This is a genomic window from Streptomyces sp. NPDC090994 (genome assembly GCF_044768905.1).
GTDB lineage: Bacteria > Actinomycetota > Actinomycetes > Streptomycetales > Streptomycetaceae > Streptomyces.
The window spans coordinates 458,214-478,672 of the sequence record NZ_JBIVWS010000005.1 but is presented as its reverse complement, the minus strand read 5'-3'; the positions used below and the strand labels follow the sequence as shown (position 1 = coordinate 478,672).

Sequence of the window (20,459 nt, the reverse complement as noted above, 5' to 3'; positions counted from 1 at the left end):
GTGTCCGGGGACAGTGCCGCTTCGGCGCCCGGAACGTCCGGGGCCCGCGCCGGGCGGCCTGTCGGCCGCAAGCCGGCCGGTTCCCGCTGGGGACGCCTGCTGGAGGGCGGGCTGTTGAACGGCGGGGTGCAGGGCAGCCCCGTGCTCCGCCTCGTGATGCGCTGGGTGCGGCGGCCGCTGCTGCCCGTGATGCGGTTGTGGCGGCGCAACATCCAGCTCAAGGTGGTCGTCACCACCCTGCTGATGTCGCTGGGTGTGGTGCTGCTGCTCGGGTTCGTCGTCATCGGGCAGGTCCGCAACGGGCTGCTGGACGCCAAGGTCAAGGCCTCGCAGTCGCAGGCGACCGGCGGGTTCGCGGTGGCCAAGCAGAAGGCCGAGGAGTCGGCGCCGGTGACGGGCGACGACGCCGCCTCGGTGGACGGCCGGCCCGCGCAGAACGTCATCCAGTGGATGAGCGACCTGGTGAAGTCGCTCTCCAGCGGCGGCCAGGGCGCCTTCGACGTGGTCACGCTGCCCGTCGGCGGCGAGAGCGGCAGCGGGCGCGGGCCGCGCGCCTCCGGGCTGGTGGACCCGTCGTCCAGCGTTCCCGAGGAACTGCGGGAGCGGGTCGACAGCAGCACGGTCGCGGCGCAGAGCTACACCCGCATCGTCTACAACTCCGCCCAGGACTCCCAGCCTGCCCTGGTGATCGGCAAGCGGGTCAACGACCCGAACGGCCAGCCGTACCAGCTGTACTACCTCTTCCCGCTCACCCAGGAGGAGAAGTCGCTGAGTCTCGTCAAGGGCACCCTGGCGACGGCGGGGCTGTTCGTCGTCGTGCTGCTCGGGGCGATCGCCTGGCTGGTCGTGCGGCAGGTCGTGACGCCCGTACGGATGGCGGCGAGCATCGCCGAGCGGCTGTCCACCGGGAAGCTGCAGGAACGGATGAAGGTCACCGGCGAGGACGACATCGCGCGGCTCGGCGAGGCCTTCAACAAGATGGCGCAGAACCTCCAGTTGAAGATCAACCAGCTGGAGGACCTGTCGCGGATGCAGCGGCGGTTCGTGTCGGACGTGTCGCACGAACTGCGGACGCCGCTGACGACCGTACGGATGGCGGCCGATGTCATCCATGACGCGCGCGCGGACTTCGACCCGGTGACCGCGCGGTCGGCGGAACTGCTCGCCGACCAGCTGGACCGGTTCGAGACGCTGCTCGCGGACCTGCTGGAGATCAGCCGGTTCGACGCGGGCGCGGCGGCGCTGGAGGCGGAGCCGATCGACCTCAGGGAGGTCGTGCGGCGGGTGGTCAGCGGGGCCGAGCCGCTCGCGGAGCGCAAGGGGACGCGCCTGCGGGTCGTCGGTGACCAGCAGCCCGTCGTCGCCGAGGCCGACGGCCGGCGGGTGGAGCGGGTGCTGCGCAACCTCGTGGTCAACGCTGTCGAACACGGTGACGGCAAGGACGTCGTCGTCAAGCTCGCCGCGGCGGGCGGGGCCGTGGCAGTGGCGGTGCGCGACTACGGCGTGGGGCTCAAGCCCGGTGAGGCGACCCGGGTCTTCAGCCGCTTCTGGCGGGCCGACCCGGCACGCGCGCGTACCACCGGCGGTACGGGACTGGGCCTGTCCATCGCCCTGGAGGACGCGCGGCTGCACGGCGGCTGGCTCCAGGCGTGGGGTGAGCCGGGCGGCGGGTCGCAGTTCCGGCTGACCCTGCCGAGGACCGCCGACGAGCCGCTGCGGGGCTCGCCGATCCCGCTGGAGCCCGGCGACTCCCGGCGCAACCGGGGGCTCGGCGACGCGGGCCAGCCGCACGCCGCGGACCGGTCGGCCACCGGACCGGCGCAGGCGGCGGCCCCGTCCCGGGACGCGATTCCGCCCCGGCCGGGCGCGACGGTTCCCGCGGCCGATCCGACGGCGCTGCCCGGCAGCGGCGCGCGCGTGGTGCCCCGGCACGTGCCGGAGGCCCGCGGCCAGGGGGGCCGCGCCGGTCTGCCGGAGGCGGGCCGTACGGCCGCCGGGGCCGAGGACGCGAACAGGCAAGGGGAGGGGACTCGTGGGCGCTGACCGTGAGGGGGGCCGGCGGGCGACACCGGCCCGCGCGGCGGTGTACGCCGCCTGTGGCGCCGTACTGCTGGCGGGGTGCGCGTCGATGCCCGACAACGGGGACCTGCGGGACGTGGCGTCGACGCCGCGACAGGACACCCAGGTGCGGGTCTTCGCGATGCCGCCGGCGAAGGACGCCTCCGCCACGGACATCGTGCAGGGGTTCCTGGAGGCGCTGACCAGCGACGACCCGGACTACGAGACGGCGCGCAAGTACCTGACCGGCAAGGCCGCCGAGAACTGGCGGCCGAAGCGGTCCACGACCGTGCTCGCGGACGGTCCCGGCACCGTGGTCGACCCCGCGGGGAGCCGCGAGGAGGGCAGCGACTACTCGGTCACCCTCACCGGTACCAGGGTCGCCACCGTGGACGCGGAGCAGTCGTACGCGCCCGCCGAGGGGGAATACCGGCAGCCGGTGCATCTGACGCGGGACGCCGAGACGGGGCAGTGGCGCATCGACGCGCCGCCTTCCGGCGTCGTCATGGGCAAGTCGGACTTCCAGCGCAACTACATGTCCGTCAACAAGTACTACTTCGCCGCGCACAGCGGGGCGGACGACGCCGCCGACGGAGCCGCGCGGACCGCGGCCGTCGCCGATCCCGTCTATGTGCGGCGGCGTGTGGAACCTCTGGCGCAGGCCGTGCGTTCTCTCCTCGACGGGCCGACGAGTTCGCTCGGATCCGTCGTCAGGTCGAGCTTCCCCGCCGGTGCGGACCTGGCGAAGAACGTCACCGCGCTGACCCCCGACGAACACAGCAAGCTGACGGTGCCCTTGAACGGCAAGGCCGCCCGGGCCGGTGCCGACGAGTGCGCCGAGATGGCCACGCAGCTACTGTTCACGCTGCAGAGCCTGACGCCGGGGGTGGACGAGGTCGAACTGCGTTCCGGCGACAAGCAGCTGTGTTCGCTCACCGATGACCGTGCCGAAGCGGTCGCGGCCCGCGGCTCGGCCGAACACCCGGACTACCTGTACTTCGTCGACGACGAGCAGCGCCTGGTACGGCTGCCGTCCGGCGGCAGCGCCACGGCGGCGGAGCCCGTCCCGGGGGCGCTGGGCGAAGGCGGTACGGCCCTGCGGTCGGTGGCGGTGTCGCGTGACGAGCACACGGCGGCCGGGGTCGGGCTCGACGCCAGGTTGCTGTATGTCGGATCGCTGGTGTCGGGCGGTTCGCTCGGGGAGCCGGTGCTGGTCAGCCAGGGGGCGACGGAGGACGAGCGGCTGGCGCCGCCGAGCTGGGACGCGCGGGGCGACCTGTGGGTCGCCGACCGGAACCCGGACGATCCGCGGCTCCTGGTGCTGGAGAAGGGCTCGGAGGAGCCGGCGGAGGTGCGCGTCTCGGGGCTGGACGGACGGGTCCAGGCGGTACGGGTGGCCGCCGACGGGGTGCGGATCGCGCTGATCGTGGAGAAGGACGGCGACCGGTCGCTGTTCATCGGGCGGATCGAGCGGGGCGCGAAGGCCGGCGACCCGCCGACGGTACGGGGACTGCGGTCGGCCACCCCCGAGTTGGAGGAGGTCACGGCCATGTCCTGGGCCGGTGACAGCCGCCTCGTGGTGGTCGGGCGCGAGCACGGAGGCGTGCAGCAGATCGGATACGTCCAGGTCGACGGTTCCGCGCCGGAGACCTCGGCGCCGGCCGCGCTCACCGGGGTGCAGGACATCGCCGCGTCCGAGGACGACGGGGTGCCGCTGGTGGCGTACTCGGAGGACGGGATCGTCCGGCTGCCGTCCGGGATGCAGTGGCAGAAGGTAACGAAGGGGACGGCACCGGTCTATCCCGGGTGAGCCCGGGCGAGGGCGGCCCGCGGGCGGTTGCTCGGGGGTGGGCGGCCGACCTGCGGTGTCGTCGCTGGTGCGGGGGTTGTCCACAGGTCCGCAGGTGCGGTGGGCCGAGGTTTTCCACAGGGCTGGCAGGGCTGTGCGGAGGGCGGCACAGTGGTGGACATGCGGGGCTGGTGGCAGGACCTCACCGACCTGGTACTGCCGACCGAGTGCGCAGGGTGCGGCAGGCCGCGCACGGTGCTGTGCCGCGAGTGCCGTGCCGTGCTGGGCGGGGGCGCGCCGCGCCGGGTGCGGCCGGTGCCGGAGCCGCCCGGACTGCCGGTGGTGTACGCGGCGGCGGCGTACGCCGACGAGGTGCGGGCGGTGCTGCTGGCCCACAAGGAGAGAGGAGCGCTGGCCCTGGCGGGGCCGCTCGGCGCGGCCCTGGCGGGCGCTGTACGGGCGGGACTGTGCCGGGCGGAGGAGGACGGGGGTGCCCTGCCGGGGCGGGCGGTTCGGTCGGTGCGGGCGGGCCGGCCGGGGGACGGTGCCCCAGGGGCGGGCTGGGCGGCTCCGCCGACTCGGCAGGCTCAGTCGGGCTGGTCGGGCTCGTCGGGTCCGTCGGGCTGGTCGGGTCCGTCGGGCTGGTCGGTCGCGTGGGCTCGGGCCGACGTGGGTGTGAGTGCGCAGGGGCCGAGAAGTGAGGCGCCGCGGGTGCCCGGTGCCGCAGGCGGGACAGGGCCGGTGCTGCTGGTCCCCGTGCCGTCCGCGCGGCGGGCGGTGCGGGCCCGGGGGCACGATCCGGCGCGGCGGATCGCGCTGGCGGCGGCGGGTGAGCTGCGGCGGACCGGTACGCCGGCCCGGGTGGCGGCCGTACTGCGGCAGCGGCGTGCCGTGGCCGACCAGTCGGGGCTCGGGTCCCGGCAGCGGTCGGACAACCTCGCCGGGGCGCTGACCGTGGTGCACGGTGCCGCCCGGCTGCTGCGCGACGGGGGACCGGTCGTGCTCGTCGACGACCTGGTGACGACGGGGGCGTCCCTCGCGGAGGCGGCGCGTGCCGTGCGGGCGGCGGACGAGGTGGCTGAGCGGGAAGCGGGGGCGGGTCCCTACAGAACGGCGACGCCGCCCGTGTATCCCGGAGCGGTGTGGGAAGGCAGAGGGGAACGGAGAACCGGAATGACGGAAGCGAGGGCGGAGGCGGCGCCCGCCGGGCCGGGAACGACGGGCGCGACTCGAACGGGTGACGCCATCCGTGGCGTGATCCAGGCGGCTGTGGTCGCCGCTTCACCAGAGTCTTTCGAAATAAACCGGAACTGATTGAGAACTCACGTCGTTGCAGGTAATAGGCGAATCAATGCACCTGAACGGAGGTAGGGAGCTGTAGAGGGTGACGACATCCGTCCGGGCGAGATATGTTCGGTTGTGAGGGAAAGCCGCAGGCCACACCTCTCTTGTCCGAATGCCGAGTCGCGGGTCCATTCGGAAATTCACCCGCGCCGGTGGAGTGGAGATCTCGCCCCTGGGGGAGGAGGTGGGCGTCACCGAGTCCGAGGTTCCGGGTTCACCGGAACCTGGTGCGAAAGGGAGATGCTCCGCGAGCTGAGCGGAGTGATCCGGGAACGGAGTTCTGCGTGGACATCGTCGTCAAGGGCCGCAAGACCGAGGTGCCCGAGCGGTTCCGGAAGCACGTGGCCGAGAAGCTGAACCTGGAGAAGATCCAGAAGCTCGACGGCAAGGTGATCAGCCTCGACGTCGAGGTGTCCAAGGAGCCCAACCCCCGACAGGCCGACCGCTGCGACCGAGTGGAGATCACGCTCCGCTCCCGCGGTCCGGTGATCCGGGCGGAGGCGGCGGCGAGCGATCCGTACGCGGCGCTCGACCTGGCGGCGGAAAAGCTCGGCGCCCGACTGCGCAAGCAGCACGACAAGCGCTACTCGCGGCGCGGCACGGCACGTATCTCGGCCGCCGAGGTCCCGAACCACGTCCCGGGCGTGGCGACGCTCAACGGAAACGGTGCCGCCGACGAGCAGGAACAGGGCAGCGTGCCCACCAAGAAGGTCGGTTCGCTGGAGGTCCAGGGGGACGGGCCGCTCGTCGTGCGCGAGAAGACCCACGTGGCCGCCCCGATGAGCCTCGACCAGGCGCTCTACGAGATGGAACTGGTCGGGCACGACTTCTACCTCTTCGTCGACTCCGAGACCAAGGAGCCCAGCGTCGTCTACCGGCGGCACGCCTACGACTACGGCGTGATCCACCTCAGTACGGACACGATGGTCGCTCAGACGCCCTCGCCCGACGCGGGCGGCGCACTCGGCGGCTGACCTCACCGGTGCGTGGTACGGCCGGTGCCCCTGGAGCGTCTGTGCGCCCCCAGGGGCACCGGTGTGCGACCCCGTTCGCGCCCCGCGCCGTCGTCCCGAAGTCGGCCAAGCATGGAATCATGGCCGCAACGGCCCAACCGGTGGGCCGTTGCCTTGGGTTGGCGCTGGCCCGGGTTTCATGGCCACAGCCTTCAGGGGGAGGAACGATGGCGGACAGCTTCGGACCGATGCGGGACGGGGATGCCCACGACGGCGTCGTCGGCATGGGCCCGGAGGCGGGTGCTCCACGCAAGGAGCCGATCAGAGTCCTGGTCGTGGACGATCACGCCCTGTTCCGCCGCGGTCTGGAGATCGTGCTCGCCGCCGAGGAGGACATCCAGGTCGTCGGTGAGGCGGGCGACGGTGCCGAGGCCGTCGAGAAGGCCGCGGACCTGCTCCCCGACATCGTGCTGATGGACGTACGGATGCCCCGGCGGGGCGGTATCGAGGCGTGCACCTCCATCAAGGAGGTGGCCCCCAGCGCGAAGATCATCATGCTGACGATCAGCGACGAGGAGGCCGACCTCTACGACGCGATCAAGGCGGGTGCCACCGGTTATCTCCTCAAGGAGATCTCGACCGACGAGGTGGCCACCGCCATTCGCGCGGTCGCCGACGGGCAGTCGCAGATCAGCCCCTCCATGGCGTCGAAACTGCTCACCGAGTTCAAGTCGATGATCCAGCGGACCGACGAACGCCGGCTGGTGCCCGCGCCGCGGCTCACCGACCGGGAACTGGAAGTCCTCAAACTCGTCGCCACGGGGATGAACAACCGCGACATCGCCAAGGAACTGTTCATCTCCGAGAACACCGTCAAGAACCACGTGCGCAACATCCTGGAGAAGCTGCAACTGCACTCCCGGATGGAAGCGGTGGTCTACGCGATGCGGGAGAAGATCCTCGAAATCCGCTGACGGGCGCATCCCTGTACGGGAGGCGGTTTCGGCTCAGGCCAGCAGGCGGGCCAGTTCCCCGGTGAGCGGCTCGCGCAGGTCCGGTGCGGCCACCCGCTCCACCCGTACGTCCGTGCAGTCCACCCAGCCCGCCGCCTCCACCAGGGCCTGAGCCACCGCCGGGACCGCCTTGCGGCCGTCCAGCGTGACCTGCTTGGCCACCAGCGTGCGGCCCTCGCGGGCCGGGTCCACCCGGCCGACCAGCCGGCCGCCGGCCAGGACGGGCATCGCGTAGTAGCCGTGCACCCGCTTCTGCCGCGGGACGTACGCCTCCAGGCGGTGGGTGAAGCCGAAGATCCGCTCGGTGCGCGCCCGCTCCCAGACCAGGGAGTCGAAGGGGGACAGCAGCGTCGTGCGGTGACGGCCGCGCGGCGGCGTCCGCAGGGCCTCGGGGTCGGCCCAGGCCGGCTTGGCCCAGCCCGCCACCGTGACCGGCACCAGACCCGAGTCGGCGATCACCGCGTCGACCTGCTCGGCCTTGAGCCGGTGGTAGTCCGCGAGGTCCGCGCGGGTGCCGACGCCCAGGGACTGCCCGGCCAGACGGACCAGGCGGCGCAGGCACTCGGTGTCGTCCAGCCGGTCGTGCAGCAGCTCCTCCGGGACGGCGCGCTCGGCCAGGTCGTAGACCCGCTTCCAGCCCCGGCGCTCGACGCAGACCACCTCGCCGTACATCAGCGCGCGTTCGACGGCGACCTTCTCGCCCGACCAGTCCCACCACTCGCTGGTCCGCTTGGCGCCGCCCAGCTCCGTGGCGGTCAGCGGGCCCTCGGTGCGGAGCTGCTTGATCACCTGGTCGTAGGCGCCGGCGGGCAGGTCGTGGTTCCAGTGCGGGCGGGCCCGGTAGGCGCGGCGGCGGAAGGCGAAGTGGGGCCACTCCTCGATGGGCAGGACACAGGCGGCGTGCGACCAGTACTCGAAGGCGTGGGTGCCCGTCCAGTAGGCGTCCTCGACCGTCCGGCGGCCCACCGCGCCCAGGCGGGCGTACGGCACCAGCTCGTGGGAGCGGGCGAGGACCGAGATGGTGTCGAGCTGCACCGCGCCGAGATGACGGAGGACACCGCGGACACCGGCGCGGCGGTCGGGGGCGCCGAGGAAGCCCTGGGCCCGCAGGGCGATGCGGCGGGCCTCGTCGGCCGACAGTTCCGTGGCAGCGCGCGGGAAGGTCGTCATACGTCCGCACGATAAGGGGTGGCACTGACAGCGAGGGCGGCCGTGCGCGCTACGGCCGGGCGGGTATGTAGGAGGCCGTGGACGGCAGGCCCAGGTCGGACGGGAGCAGGGAGCCGACCCAGCAGTCACGGCGTACGCCCTTGTTGTCGATCGCGGAGCGCAACGTGCCCTCCAGGGTGAACCCGGCGCGCTCGGCCACCGCGCGGGAGCCCGCGTTGCCCACCTCGGCACGCCACTCCACGCGGTCGAGCGACAGCCGGGTGAAGGCCCAGCGGGAGACGGCCAGGACGGCCTCGGTGACGTAGCCGTTGCCCCGGTGCTCCTTGGCGCCCCAGAAACCGATCTCGGCCGCGCCCGGGGAGAGCATGGTGAGGCCGACCATGGCGACCAGGTCCCCGGTGGGCAGGAAGACGCCGAAGGTGAACATCGTGGCGTTCGCCCAGCCGGCCGGGACCATCTGTTCCGTGAAGGCACGCGCGTGTACCGGCAGATACGGGGAGGGGACCACGGTCCAGCGCTGGATGTCGGGGTCCTGACAGGCGGCGAGGACGGCGTCGGTGTCCCGGGGGCCGACCGTGCGCAGCAGGAGCCGTTCGGTGGTGAGCGTGTGGGGTTCCATCGGCCGATTCTGCGCGCGGTGCGCGCCGGGCGCCATCACTTCGCCGTGCGTGCGCGGCCGGTCACGTTTCGCGCAAATCACCGGCGCCGCGCGGCACCATCGGCCGGGCCCGCACGTTGTCATGGGTGAGAGCGGATCGGAGCGGGCCCGGAGCGGACCGGAGGCGGTGCGCGGTGGCGGGCGGCAGTCGTCGCGGCAGGCCTCCCGGCGTGACGGTGTCCTCGCTTACGATGGCCGTTGCTCACTCACGTCCAATGGAAAACGACCGTCCCAGGCCCGACCGGCAAGGAGACCAACCCCCGTGTCCGTCCTCTCGAAGATCATGCGTGCAGGCGAAGGCAAGATCCTGCGCAAGCTGCACCGCATCGCGGACCAGGTCAACTCCATCGAAGAGGACTTCGTCGACCTCTCCGACGCCGAGCTGCGGGCCCTCACCGATGAGTACAAGCAGCGCTACGCCGACGGCGAGAGCCTCGACGACCTGCTGCCCGAGGCCTTTGCCACCGTCCGCGAGGCCGCCAAGCGCGTTCTCGGCCAGCGCCACTACGACGTGCAGCTGATGGGCGGCGCCGCCCTGCACCTGGGCTACGTCGCCGAGATGAAGACCGGCGAGGGCAAGACCCTCGTCGGCACCCTGCCCGCGTACCTGAACGCGCTGTCCGGTGACGGCGTCCACATCATCACGGTCAACGACTACCTGGCCGAGCGCGACTCCGAGATGATGGGCCGCGTCCACCGGTTCCTCGGCCTCGAGGTCGGCTGCATCCTCGCCAACATGACGCCGGCCCAGCGCCGCGAGATGTACGGCTGCGACATCACGTACGGCACGAACAACGAGTTCGGCTTCGACTACCTCCGCGACAACATGGCGTGGTCCAAGGACGAACTCGTCCAGCGCGGCCACAACTTCGCCATCGTCGACGAGGTCGACTCCATCCTCGTCGACGAGGCCCGTACGCCGCTGATCATCTCCGGCCCGGCCGACCAGGCCACCAAGTGGTACGGCGACTTCGCCAAGCTGGTCACCCGCCTCAAGCGCGGCGAGGCCGGCAACCCGCTCAAGGGCATCGAGGAGACCGGCGACTACGAGGTCGACGAGAAGAAGCGCACGGTCGCCATCCACGAGTCCGGCGTCTCCAAGGTCGAGGACTGGCTGGGCATCGACAACCTCTACGAGTCGGTCAACACGCCGCTCGTCGGCTATCTGAACAACGCCATCAAGGCGAAGGAACTGTTCAAGAAGGACAAGGACTACGTCGTCATCGACGGCGAGGTCATGATCGTCGACGAGCACACCGGCCGTATCCTCGCCGGCCGCCGCTACAACGAGGGCATGCACCAGGCGATCGAGGCGAAGGAAGGGGTGGACATCAAGGACGAGAACCAGACCCTCGCCACGATCACCCTGCAGAACTTCTTCCGCCTCTACAACAAGCTCTCCGGCATGACCGGTACGGCGATGACCGAGGCCGCCGAGTTCCACCAGATCTACAAGCTCGGCGTGGTCCCGATCCCGACCAACAAGCCGATGGTCCGCAAGGACCAGTCCGACCTGATCTACCGCACCGAGGTCGCCAAGTTCGAGGCGGTCGTCGACGACATCGCCGAGAAGCACGAGAAGGGCCAGCCGATCCTGGTCGGCACCACCTCGGTCGAGAAGTCCGAGTACCTCTCGCAGCAGCTCTCCAAGCGCGGCATCCAGCACGAGGTGCTCAACGCCAAGCAGCACGACCGGGAGGCGACGATCGTCGCCCAGGCCGGCCGCAAGGGCGCCGTGACGGTCGCCACCAACATGGCCGGCCGCGGTACGGACATCAAGCTCGGCGGCAACCCCGAGGACCTCGCCGAGGCGGAGCTGCGCCAGCGCGGCCTCGACCCCGAGGAGCACATCGAGGAGTGGGCCGCGGCGCTGCCCGCCGCCCTGGAGCGTGCCGAGGAGGCCGTCAAGGCCGAGAAGGAAGAGGTCGAGCGGCTCGGCGGGCTGTACGTGCTCGGTACCGAGCGGCACGAGTCGCGGCGTATCGACAACCAGCTGCGCGGCCGTTCCGGCCGTCAGGGCGACCCCGGCGAGTCGCGCTTCTATCTCTCCCTCGGCGACGACCTGATGCGCCTGTTCAAGGCCCAGATGGTCGAGCGCGTGATGTCCATGGCGAACGTGCCGGACGACGTGCCGATCGAGAACAAGATGGTCACGCGCGCGATCGCGTCCGCCCAGTCGCAGGTCGAGCAGCAGAACTTCGAGACGCGCAAGAACGTCCTGAAGTACGACGAGGTCCTCAACCGGCAGCGCGAGGTCATCTACGGCGAGCGGCGCCGCGTCCTGGAGGGCGAGGACCTCCAGGAGCAGATCCAGCACTTCATGAACGACACGATCGAGGCCTATGTGCGGGCCGAGACCGCCGAGGGCTTCCCGGAGGACTGGGACCTGGACCGGCTGTGGGGCGCCTTCAAGCAGCTCTACCCGGTGAAGGTCACCATCGAGGAGCTGGAGGAAGCGGCCGGCGACCGGGCCGGGCTGACCGCCGAGTACATCGAGGAGTCCATCAAGGACGACATCAGCGAGCAGTACGAGGCGCGGGAGAAGCAGCTCGGCTCCGAGATCATGCGGGAGCTGGAGCGCCGGGTCGTGCTGTCGGTCCTGGACCGCAAGTGGCGCGAGCACCTCTACGAGATGGACTACCTCCAGGAGGGCATCGGCCTGCGCGCCATGGCGCAGAAGGACCCGCTGGTCGAGTACCAGCGCGAGGGCTTCGACATGTTCACCGCCATGATGGACGGCATCAAGGAGGAGTCCGTCGGCTACCTGTTCAACCTGGAGGTCCAGGTCGAGCAGCAGGTCGAGGAGGTCCCCGTCGAGGACGAGAAGCCGTCCCTGGAGAAGGGCCCGCAGGACGCGGTGCCGGCCCAGGCGAGTGCCTCGCGGCCCGAGATCCGCGCCAAGGGGCTCGACGCCCCGCAGCGGCGCAACCTGCACCTGTCCGCGCCGACCGTGGACGGCGAGGGCGGTGTCGTCGAGCGCGAGGAGCGCGCCGACGAGGAGCCGGCCCGCTCCGAGAGCGACGGCCTCACGCGCGCGGAGCGCCGCAAGCAGGCGAAGGGCGGGCGGCGCCGCAAGAAGTGACGGCGGTGTCCGCGGCGGTTCGGCCGTCGCGGGCCGCCGCGGTACGGAGGGCCGGGTCACCCGAGGGTGCCCGGCCCTCCGGGCGTTCAGCCCGTGCAGTCCGTTGAGCCCGTCCAGCCCGTCCCAGCCCGTCCAGCCCGTGCAGTCCGTCCAGTCCGGTCAGTCCGGTCAGTGGAGGTCCTCGCGGGGCGGGCGGGGGCCGCCCAGTTCCACGGCGGTGCAGCGCCAGCGCAGGTCCGGTCCGCGCTCCAGGCGGAAGGCCATCGCCCGCAGCTGGTCGCCCGCGCCGATGCGGGCGAAGACCTCCACGGCGCCGGGACGCGGTTCGAACCAGCCGAGGTCCCGGACGACGGGCCGGGTGCCGCGGGTGCGCAGGGGGCCGCGCTCGGCGAGCCGGGCCAGTTCGTCGTAGGCCTGGCCGACGGTGTGCCGGAGCATGGAGTGGACCGGGCTGCGCCCGCTGAGCACCGCGAGGAGCCGCTCCGCGAAGAGGTCGGCGGGGCGGGGCTGCGGGACGGCGGGCCGTGCCGTCCGGGGCGGGGCGAGAGGCGTCCGGGCGGGGGCGACGGGCGCGGCGGGCCAGGAGACGGCCGCGGGGGCGGGGAGGGCCCCCTGACGGCCGCCGACGGCCCGTCGGCCGGGGGCGGTCCCGTGTACGGCTGGGGCGGTCCCGCGTGCGGTTGGGGTGGTACCGCGTGCGGTGGGTGCGGTGGGTGCGGTGGGTGCGGTGGGTGCGGCTGGGGTGGCTGCCGGTGCGGCCGGGGCGGTCCCGCGTGCCCTTGGGGTGGTCCCGCGTGCGGTTGGGACGGCGGTGGGTGCGGCAGGGGCGGTCCTGCGTGTGGCCGGGGTGGCTGCTGGTGCGGCCGGGGCGGTCCCGCGTGCCCTTGGGGTGGTTGTGGGTGCGGTTGGGGTGGTCCCGCGCGCGGTCGGGACGGCGGTGGGTGCCGCTGGGGCGGTCCCGCGTGCGGCCGGTGCGGCTGCCGGTGTGGCCGGGGCGGTCCTGCGTGCGGTTCGCGTCCGGGCCGGCTCGGCTGTGCGTGCGGTTCGCGTCCGGGCCGGGGCGGCCGTGCGGCCGGTGGCCGGAGGGCCGCCGGGGGAGCCCGGCGGGCGGGTGTCCTGGGGGTGGGTACGGCGCTGGGCGGGCCTCGGGGAGGAGCCCGGGGGCCGGTCCTCGGGCACCGCGGTCCAGGTGGCGGCCGTACCGGGGCCGCGGGGCGGGGTGCCGGCGGGGCGGCGGGAGTCGTGGCGGCCAGGCGGGCGGGAGCCGGGGTGTCCGGGCGGGCGGGAGCCCGGGTGGCGGTGCTGTGCCCTGTTCGTGGTCCGGCTCATGGCCCTGCTCATGACCTTGTTCATGGGATCCCCGTTCGACGGCCCGTGGCATACCGGGCGGTAACTTGCTGTTGCGGACCTTGTACGGGGTGTGGTGGCGTGCTGGCAAGAGGGTGCGGAGAGAGCGGAGAGGGGGGTGAAGTTCACCTATCCGAGTGGCTCGGCTGGTGTCGGGCCCGCGGCGGCAAGGGCGTGCCGGGTGAAGTTCCGGCGCGGAGTGGACGCCTGCGGCGGCTCGGTGGGGAACTCGATGGGGGACCCCCGGCGCGTATCCTGATGACTCTTCCGCCCCGCCTCGACCTGAGCGGACCCGACCGGACCCGACCACGAAAGCGGCCAGCCATGCGCGTCTACGTCCCCCTGACCCTCCCCGGTCTCGCCGAGGCGCACCGGTCGGGGCATCTGGGGAGCGGGCCGTTCACCGCCTACGCCGTCACGCCCGCGCTGCGCGAGTGGTACCTCTCGGACGACATCGAGGAGCTGGAGTACGCCGCCCTCAACCGGGCCGCCCTGGCCTCGCTGCGGCTGCTGGCCGGGGACGCCGCGGCCCCCCGGCGCCGGGTCGTGGTCGCCGTCGACGTACCCGACGGCACCGCGGCGGCCGACCCCGGCCGGGGACCGGACCCGGCCGCGCTCGGCGAGGTCCGGGTCGCCGGGAGCGTGCCGCTCGGCAAGGCGGCGGCGGTGCACGTCGACTCGGCCGACGCGGAGGCGGACGTGCGCGCCGCGGCCGACGCGCTCGCCGCGGCGGACGGCGGGGACGACGACGCCCAGTTCGTGGTGGACGGGGCCGAGGACCACGAACTGCTGTGGTACGCGACGCAGGAGATCCCGAACCTGGTCGGACTCGCCGGCTGACACCGCCCCGGGCCCGGCGGTGACGCACGGTGACCCTTGATTGTCAGTGGCGGCGGGTACGTTTGCGGGCATGGGGATGCGAATGCGGACAGGGGCGCACATCGTCTGGGACTGGAACGGCACGCTGTTCCACGACAACGACGCCATCATCGGGGCGACGAACGCGGCCTTCGCCGAGCTGGGCCTGGCGCCCATCACGCTGGAGCGGTACCGGACGCTGTACTGCGTACCGGTGCCCAAGTTCTACGAGCGGCTGATGGGGCGGCTGCCCACCGACGCCGAGTGGCAGGTCATGGACGAGGCCTTCCAGCGCCACTACACCGAGCACCGGGTGCGGTGCGGGCTCGCCGACGGGGCGACGGAGCTGCTCGCGGGATGGCGGTCGGCGGGGCACAGCCAGTCGATCCTCAGCCTGTACGGCCATGAGGAACTGGTCCCGATGGTGCGGGGGTTCGGGATCGAGACGCACTTCATACGGGTCGACGGGCGCACCGGTCCCTCCGGCGGCAGCAAGGCCGAGCACATGGTGCGGCACCTGGCGGCGCTGGCCGGAGTGGACCCCGCCCGGACGGTCGTCATCGGGGACGCCGTCGACGACGCGACCGCCGCGCGGCACGCGGGGGCGCGGGCGGTGCTCTACACCGGTGGCTCGCACAGCCGTACGAGCCTGGAGGAGGCGGGCGTGCCCGTGGTGGACACGCTGGCGGAGGCGGTCAAGGAGGCCGAGCGGCTGGCGGCGTGAGCGGACGCGTGCGACCCACGCAGCCCGCCGCGTGCCCGTCGCTGTGCGGAACGTCAAAGATCCGCCCCCGGTTTTGTACACATGCGGCTCATGACGGGTTCCAGGGAAGGAGCGATAGCCTTATGGCGTGATCAGCGCGATAGCTCGCGGGGGCATCCGTGTCCCTGCCCTGCGCCCGGAGAGCACGGACGACATCCGTGACCGGGCGGCGGTCGCTGGTCCTCGCGGGCGGGACGGGGCGTCGAGGAACCCCGAGGCGCCGAGCATTCCCCGGACGGTGACGCCGACGAGAGCGGTATCACACCCGGCGGACGCGTCGGACATGGCTGATATGCCCCCGCTCCTCTCACCTTGCGGCATAGCGTCGGATCAGAACGGACACCCCGCGTCTGGGCGTTGCGTCGGAAGGCGGGAGACCGTACTTCCTTCTACGTCACGCAACGGCGCGCGACAGGAGCCAGAGGACAATGCAGACCAAGCTGGACGAAGCAAAGGCCGAGCTGCTCGACAGGGCCGCACGGGTAGCTGAGAACAGCCCGGTCGGGGGGTACCTACCGACTGGGACGACGGACGAGGACTCCCCGGACACCCCGGACCGTGAATCCGTGTTCGCGTTCCTCCAGCGCTACTACCGGCACACCGCCCCGGAGGACCTGGGCGACCGCGAACCGGTCGACGTCTTCGGAGCGGCCGTCTCCCACCACCGGCTGGCCGAGAACCGCCCGCAGGGCACGGCCAACGTCCGGGTGCACACCCCGACGGTCGAGGAGAACGGCTGGACGTGCAGTCACTCCGTGGTCGAGGTGGTCACCGACGACATGCCCTTCCTGGTCGACTCGGTCACCAACGAGCTGACCCGGCAGGGACGCGGCATCCACGTCGTCGTCCACCCGCAGTTCGTGGTGCGGCGCGACGTCACCGGCAAGCTCGTCGAGGTGCTCACCACCTCGCCCGGCAAGGACCTCCCGCACGACGCGCACGTCGAGTCCTGGATCCACGTCGAGATCGACCGCGAGACCGACCGCGCCGACCTGAAGCAGATCACCGCCGACCTGCTGCGGGTCCTGTCCGACGTCCGCGAGACCGTCGAGGACTGGGGCAAGATGCGTGAGGCGGCCGTCCGCCTCGCCGAGGACCTGCCCGCCGAGCCCGCCCCCGACGACCTCGACCCGCAGGAGCTGGAGGAGGCCCGCGAGCTGCTGCGCTGGCTGGCCGACGACCACTTCACCTTCCTCGGCTACCGCGAGTACCAGCTGCGCGGCGACGACTCCCTCGCCGCCGTCCCCGGCTCGGGCCTCGGCATCCTGCGCGCCGACCCGCACCACGAGTCGGGCGAGGATCACCCGGTCAGCCCGTCCTTCGAGCGGCTGCCCGCCGACGCCCGGGCCAAGGCCCGCGAGCACAAGCTGCTGGTGCTGACCAAGGCCAACAGCCGGGCGACCGTGCACCGGCCCTCCTACCTGGACTACATCGGCGTCAAGAAGTTCGACGCCGAGGGCAATGTCGTCGGGGAGCGCCGCTTCCTCGGGCTGTTCTCCTCCGCCGCCTACACCGAGTCCGTCCGCCGGGTGCCGGTCATCCGGCGCAAGGTGCGGGAGGTGCTGGAGCGGGCCGGGTTCTCGCCCAACAGCCACGACGGCCGCGACCTGCTCCAGATCCTGGAGACGTACCCGCGCGACGAGCTGTTCCAGACGCCGGTCGGCGAGCTGCAGACCATCGCCACCTCCGTGCTCTACCTCCAGGAGCGCCGCCGCCTGCGGCTCTACCTGCGCCAGGACGAGTACGGGCGCTACTACTCCGCCCTCGTCTACCTCCCCCGGGACCGCTACACCACCGGCGTCCGGCTGCGGATCATCGACATCCTCAAGGAGGAACTCGGCGGCACCAGCGTCGACTTCACCGCCTGGAACACCGAGTCGATCCTGTCCCGGCTGCACTTCGTCGTCCGCGTCCCGCAGGGCACCGAGCTGCCCCAGCTGTCCGACGCCGACAAGGACCGCATCGAGGCCCGGCTGGTCGAGGCCGCCCGGTCCTGGGCGGACGGGTTCGCCGAGGCGCTCACCGCGGAGTTCGGCGAGGAGCGCTCCGCCGAGCTGCTGCGCCGCTACGGCAGCGCCTTCCCCGAGGGCTACAAGGCCGACCACGGCCCCCGCTCGGCCGTCGCCGACCTCGCCCACCTCGAAGCGCTGGACGAGGAGCGCACCTTCGCGCTGAGCCTGTACGAGCCGGTCGGCGCCGCGCCCGAGGAACGCCGGTTCAAGATCTACCAGAAGGGCGGCTCGGTCTCCCTCTCCGCCGTCCTGCCGGTGCTCAGCCGGCTCGGCGTCGAGGTCACCGACGAACGCCCCTACGAGCTGCGCTGCGCCGACCGCACCACCACGGCCTGGATCTACGACTTCGGCCTGCGCATGCCGAAGGCGGTGGCCGGCGGCGCCGACTACCTCGGCGACGACGCCCGTGAGCGCTTCCAGGACGCGTTCGCCGCGGCCTGGAACGGCAAGGCGGAGAACGACGGCTTCAACGCCCTGGTGCTCAGCGCGGGGCTGACCTGGCGGCAGGCGATGGTGCTGCGCGCGTACGCCAAGTACCTGCGGCAGGCCGGGTCGACGTTCAGCCAGGACTACATGGAGGACACCCTCCGCAACAACGTCCACACCACCCGGCTGCTCGTCTCGCTGTTCGAGGCGCGGATGTCGCCCGACCGGCAGAGCGCCGGGCACGAGATCGTCGACGCCCTCCTCGAAGAGCTGGAGGCCGCCCTCGACCAGGTGGCGAGCCTCGACGAGGACCGTATCCTGCGGGCCTTCCTCACCGTCATCAAGGCGACGCTGCGCACCAACTTCTTCCAGCGGACCCAGGCGGGCCTGCCGCACGACTACGTCTCGATGAAGTTCGACCCGCAGGCCATCCCCGACCTCCCCGCGCCCCGGCCGGCGTTCGAGATCTGGGTGTACTCGCCGCGCGTCGAGGGCGTGCACCTGCGGTTCGGCAAGGTCGCGCGCGGCGGCCTGCGCTGGTCGGACCGGAGGGAGGACTTCCGTACCGAGATCCTCGGCCTGGTCAAGGCGCAGATGGTGAAGAACACCGTCATCGTGCCGGTCGGCGCCAAGGGCGGCTTCGTCGCCAAGCAGCTGCCCGACCCGAGCGTGGACCGGGACGCGTGGATGGCGGAGGGCATCGCCAGCTACAAGTGCTTCATCTCCGCCCTGCTCGACATCACCGACAACATGGTGGCCGGCGAGGTCGTCCCGCCCGCCGACGTGGTCCGGCACGACGGGGACGACACCTACCTGGTCGTCGCCGCCGACAAGGGCACCGCCACCTTCTCCGACATCGCCAACGAGGTCGCCGAGAGCTACGACTTCTGGCTCGGGGACGCCTTCGCCTCCGGCGGTTCGGCCGGTTACGACCACAAGGGCATGGGCATCACCGCGCGCGGCGCCTGGGAGTCCGTCAAGCGGCACTTCCGGGAGCTGGGCACGGACACCCAGAGCGAGGACTTCACGGTCGTCGGCATCGGCGACATGTCCGGTGACGTGTTCGGCAACGGCATGCTGCTCAGCGAGCACATCCGCCTGGTCGCCGCCTTCGACCACCGGCACATCTTCATCGACCCGAAGCCCGACGCGGCGCTCTCCTACGCCGAGCGCCGCCGCCTGTTCGAGCTGCCCCGCTCGTCCTGGGAGGACTACAACAAGGAGCTGCTGTCGGCGGGCGGCGGCGTCTTCCCCCGCAGCGCCAAGGCGATCCCGGTCAACGCGCACATCCGGGAGGCCCTGGGCATCGAGGGCAAGGTCTCCAAGATGACCCCGGCCGACCTGATGAAGGCCATCCTCCAGGCACCGGTCGACCTGCTGTGGAACGGCGGCATCGGTACGTACGTCAAGGCGTCCACCGAGTCCAACGCCGATGTCGGCGACAAGGCCAACGACGCCATCCGCGTCGACGGCAAGGATCTGCGCGTCCAGGTCGTCGGCGAGGGCGGCAACCTGGGTCTGACCCAGCTCGGCCGGATCGAGTTCGCCGCGCAGGGCGGCCGGGTCAACACCGACGCCATCGACAACAGCGCGGGCGTGGACACCTCCGACCACGAGGTGAACATCAAGATCCTGCTCAACGGCCTGGTCGCGGACGGCGACATGACGGTGAAGCAGCGCAACAAGGTGCTCGCCGGGATGACCGACGAGGTCGGCCGGCTGGTGCTGCGCAACAACTACGCGCAGAACACGGCGATCGCCAACGCGCTGGCCCAGTCCAAGGACATGCTCCACGCGCAGCAGCGGTTCATGAAGCACCTGGTGCGCGCGGGCCACCTGGACCGGGCGCTGGAGTTCCTGCCCACCGACCGCCAGATCCGCGAGCGGCTCAGCAACGGGCGCGGGCTGACCGGCCCGGAGACGGCGGTGCTGCTGGCGTACACGAAGATCACGGTCGCCGAGGAGCTGCTGCACACCTCGCTGCCCGACGACCCGTACCTGAAGACGCTGCTGCACGCGTACTTCCCGACCGCGCTGCGCGAACAGTTCGCCGACCGGATCGACAGCCACCCGCTGCGCCGCGAGATCACCACGACCGTGCTGGTCAACGACACGGTCAACACGGGCGGTACGACGTATCTGCACCGGCTGCGCGAGGAGACGGGTGCCTCGCTGGAGGAGATCGTGCGGGCGCAGACCGCGGCCCGCGCCATCTTCCGCTCGTACCCGGTGTGGGACGCGGTGGAGGGTCTGGACAACACGGTCGAGGCCGCCGTCCTGACCCGGATCCGGCTGCACTCGCGCCGCCTGGTCGAGCGCGGCACCCGCTGGCTGCTGAACAACCGGCCGCAGCCGCTCCAGCTCGCCGAGACGGTCGACTTCTTCGCCGAGCGGGTCGAGCAGGTCTGGTCGCAGCTGCCGAAGCTGCTGCGCGGCGCGGACGCCGACTGGTACCAGCGCATCCACGACGAGCTGACCGGCGCGGGCGTCCCGGACGAGGTGGCGACCCGGGTGGCCGGGTTCTCCTCGGCCTTCCCGACGCTGGACATCGTCTCGGTGGCCGACCGCACGGGCAAGGAGCCGCTGGACGTCGCCGAGGTGTACTACGACCTCGCCGACCGGCTGACCATCACCCAGCTGATGGACCGCATCAGCGACCTGCCGCGGGCCGACCGCTGGCAGTCCATGGCCCGCGCGGCGATCCGCGAGGACCTGTACGCGGCGCACGCGGCCCTCACCGCCGACGTACTGGCGGCGGGCAACGGCACGTCGACGCCGGAGCAGCGGTTCGAGGTGTGGGAGCAGAAGAACGCGGCGATCCTCGGGCGGGCGCGGGCCACGCTGGAGGAGATCCGGAGTTCGGACGCGTTCGATCTGGCCAATCTGTCGGTGGCGATGCGGACGATGCGGACGCTGCTGCGCACGCATTCCTGACCGGTGACCCCCAGCTGACCGGACATTCGGGGCATCCCGGATAAAGTGGCCG

General features: G+C 71.9%; 12 protein-coding genes. 9 read left to right on the top strand and 3 right to left on the bottom strand.

Translation table 11 applies throughout. The features are described from left to right. The 5 genes from mtrB (at window position 1) to ACIQR3_RS14960 (ending at window position 7,118) form a co-directional block, all read left to right on the top strand. Window positions 1-2,043 carry an MtrAB system histidine kinase MtrB gene (gene mtrB, locus ACIQR3_RS14980; RefSeq protein ID WP_403538411.1) on the top strand — a complete coding sequence of 681 codons (2,043 nt, stop codon included), beginning with the start codon at window positions 1-3 and terminating at the stop codon, window positions 2,041-2,043. Continuing rightward, window positions 2,033-3,868, top strand: coding sequence for an LpqB family beta-propeller domain-containing protein (locus ACIQR3_RS14975; RefSeq protein ID WP_403538409.1), 1,836 nt, complete (start codon window positions 2,033-2,035; stop codon window positions 3,866-3,868). Before mtrB ends, ACIQR3_RS14975 begins: the two co-directional genes overlap by 11 nt. A gap of 159 nt (window positions 3,869-4,027) precedes the next feature. Then, complete coding sequence (locus ACIQR3_RS14970) at window positions 4,028-5,161, top strand: ComF family protein (protein WP_403538407.1); 1,134 nt, start codon at window positions 4,028-4,030, stop codon at window positions 5,159-5,161. Window positions 5,162-5,475: 314 nt separating this feature from the next. Then, window positions 5,476-6,165, top strand: coding sequence for a ribosome hibernation-promoting factor, HPF/YfiA family (gene hpf / locus ACIQR3_RS14965; protein ID WP_403538405.1), 690 nt, complete (start codon window positions 5,476-5,478; stop codon window positions 6,163-6,165). A 206-nt stretch (window positions 6,166-6,371) separates the two neighbouring features. Then, window positions 6,372-7,118, top strand: a complete 747-nt coding sequence (locus tag ACIQR3_RS14960; protein ID WP_403538404.1) for a response regulator — start codon at window positions 6,372-6,374, stop codon at window positions 7,116-7,118. A gap of 33 nt (window positions 7,119-7,151) precedes the next feature. Here the strand turns inward: ACIQR3_RS14960 and ACIQR3_RS14955 are convergent, their stop codons facing one another. Together ACIQR3_RS14955 and ACIQR3_RS14950 are read right to left on the bottom strand one after the other, a co-directional pair. Next, window positions 7,152-8,327: a winged helix-turn-helix domain-containing protein gene (locus tag ACIQR3_RS14955; RefSeq protein ID WP_403538402.1), complete on the bottom strand. Its 1,176-nt coding sequence runs from the start codon at window positions 8,325-8,327 to the stop codon at window positions 7,152-7,154. Window positions 8,328-8,376: 49 nt separating this feature from the next. Next, on the bottom strand, window positions 8,377-8,946 hold the full coding sequence (locus ACIQR3_RS14950; protein WP_403538400.1) for a GNAT family N-acetyltransferase: 570 nt from the start codon (window positions 8,944-8,946) through the stop codon (window positions 8,377-8,379). 301 nt (window positions 8,947-9,247) lie between these two features. Between ACIQR3_RS14950 and secA the strand changes: the two genes are divergently transcribed. Beyond that, complete coding sequence (gene secA / locus ACIQR3_RS14945) at window positions 9,248-12,067, top strand: preprotein translocase subunit SecA (RefSeq protein WP_215172388.1); 2,820 nt, start codon at window positions 9,248-9,250, stop codon at window positions 12,065-12,067. Between the two features lie 168 nt (window positions 12,068-12,235). Here the strand turns inward: secA and ACIQR3_RS14940 are convergent, their stop codons facing one another. After that, window positions 12,236-12,505 carry an Rv3235 family protein gene (locus ACIQR3_RS14940; RefSeq protein ID WP_403538398.1) on the bottom strand — a complete coding sequence of 90 codons (270 nt, stop codon included), beginning with the start codon at window positions 12,503-12,505 and terminating at the stop codon, window positions 12,236-12,238. A gap of 1,233 nt (window positions 12,506-13,738) precedes the next feature. Here ACIQR3_RS14940 and ACIQR3_RS14935 point away from each other — a divergent pair. The 3 genes from ACIQR3_RS14935 to ACIQR3_RS14925 all read left to right on the top strand — a co-directional run bounded on the left by ACIQR3_RS14935 (window position 13,739) and on the right by ACIQR3_RS14925 (window position 20,407). Next, window positions 13,739-14,254 (top strand): DUF6912 family protein, encoded by a 516-nt coding sequence (locus ACIQR3_RS14935; protein ID WP_403538396.1) that lies wholly within the window; start codon window positions 13,739-13,741, stop codon window positions 14,252-14,254. A 76-nt stretch (window positions 14,255-14,330) separates the two neighbouring features. Further along, complete coding sequence (locus tag ACIQR3_RS14930; RefSeq protein ID WP_403538465.1) at window positions 14,331-14,996, top strand: HAD family hydrolase; 666 nt, start codon at window positions 14,331-14,333, stop codon at window positions 14,994-14,996. 467 nt (window positions 14,997-15,463) lie between these two features. Further along, window positions 15,464-20,407, top strand: coding sequence for an NAD-glutamate dehydrogenase (locus tag ACIQR3_RS14925; RefSeq protein ID WP_403538395.1), 4,944 nt, complete (start codon window positions 15,464-15,466; stop codon window positions 20,405-20,407). Window positions 20,408-20,459 lie beyond the last annotated feature (52 nt).

Excerpts from the sequence above, each read along its gene's own strand:
- ACIQR3_RS14970 (WP_403538407.1), top strand. The coding sequence starts at position 4,028 with ATGCGGGGCTGGTGGCAGGACCTCACCGACCTGGTACTGCCGACCGAG.
- ACIQR3_RS14960 (WP_403538404.1), top strand. The coding sequence starts at position 6,372 with ATGGCGGACAGCTTCGGACCGATGCGGGACGGGGATGCCCACGACGGC.
- ACIQR3_RS14955 (WP_403538402.1), bottom strand. The coding sequence starts at position 8,327 with ATGACGACCTTCCCGCGCGCTGCCACGGAACTGTCGGCCGACGAGGCC.
- ACIQR3_RS14950 (WP_403538400.1), bottom strand. The coding sequence starts at position 8,946 with ATGGAACCCCACACGCTCACCACCGAACGGCTCCTGCTGCGCACGGTC.
- ACIQR3_RS14940 (WP_403538398.1), bottom strand. The coding sequence starts at position 12,505 with ATGCTCCGGCACACCGTCGGCCAGGCCTACGACGAACTGGCCCGGCTC.
- ACIQR3_RS14935 (WP_403538396.1), top strand. The coding sequence starts at position 13,739 with ATGCGCGTCTACGTCCCCCTGACCCTCCCCGGTCTCGCCGAGGCGCAC.
- ACIQR3_RS14930 (WP_403538465.1), top strand. The coding sequence starts at position 14,331 with ATGCGAATGCGGACAGGGGCGCACATCGTCTGGGACTGGAACGGCACG.
- ACIQR3_RS14925 (WP_403538395.1), top strand. The coding sequence starts at position 15,464 with ATGCAGACCAAGCTGGACGAAGCAAAGGCCGAGCTGCTCGACAGGGCC.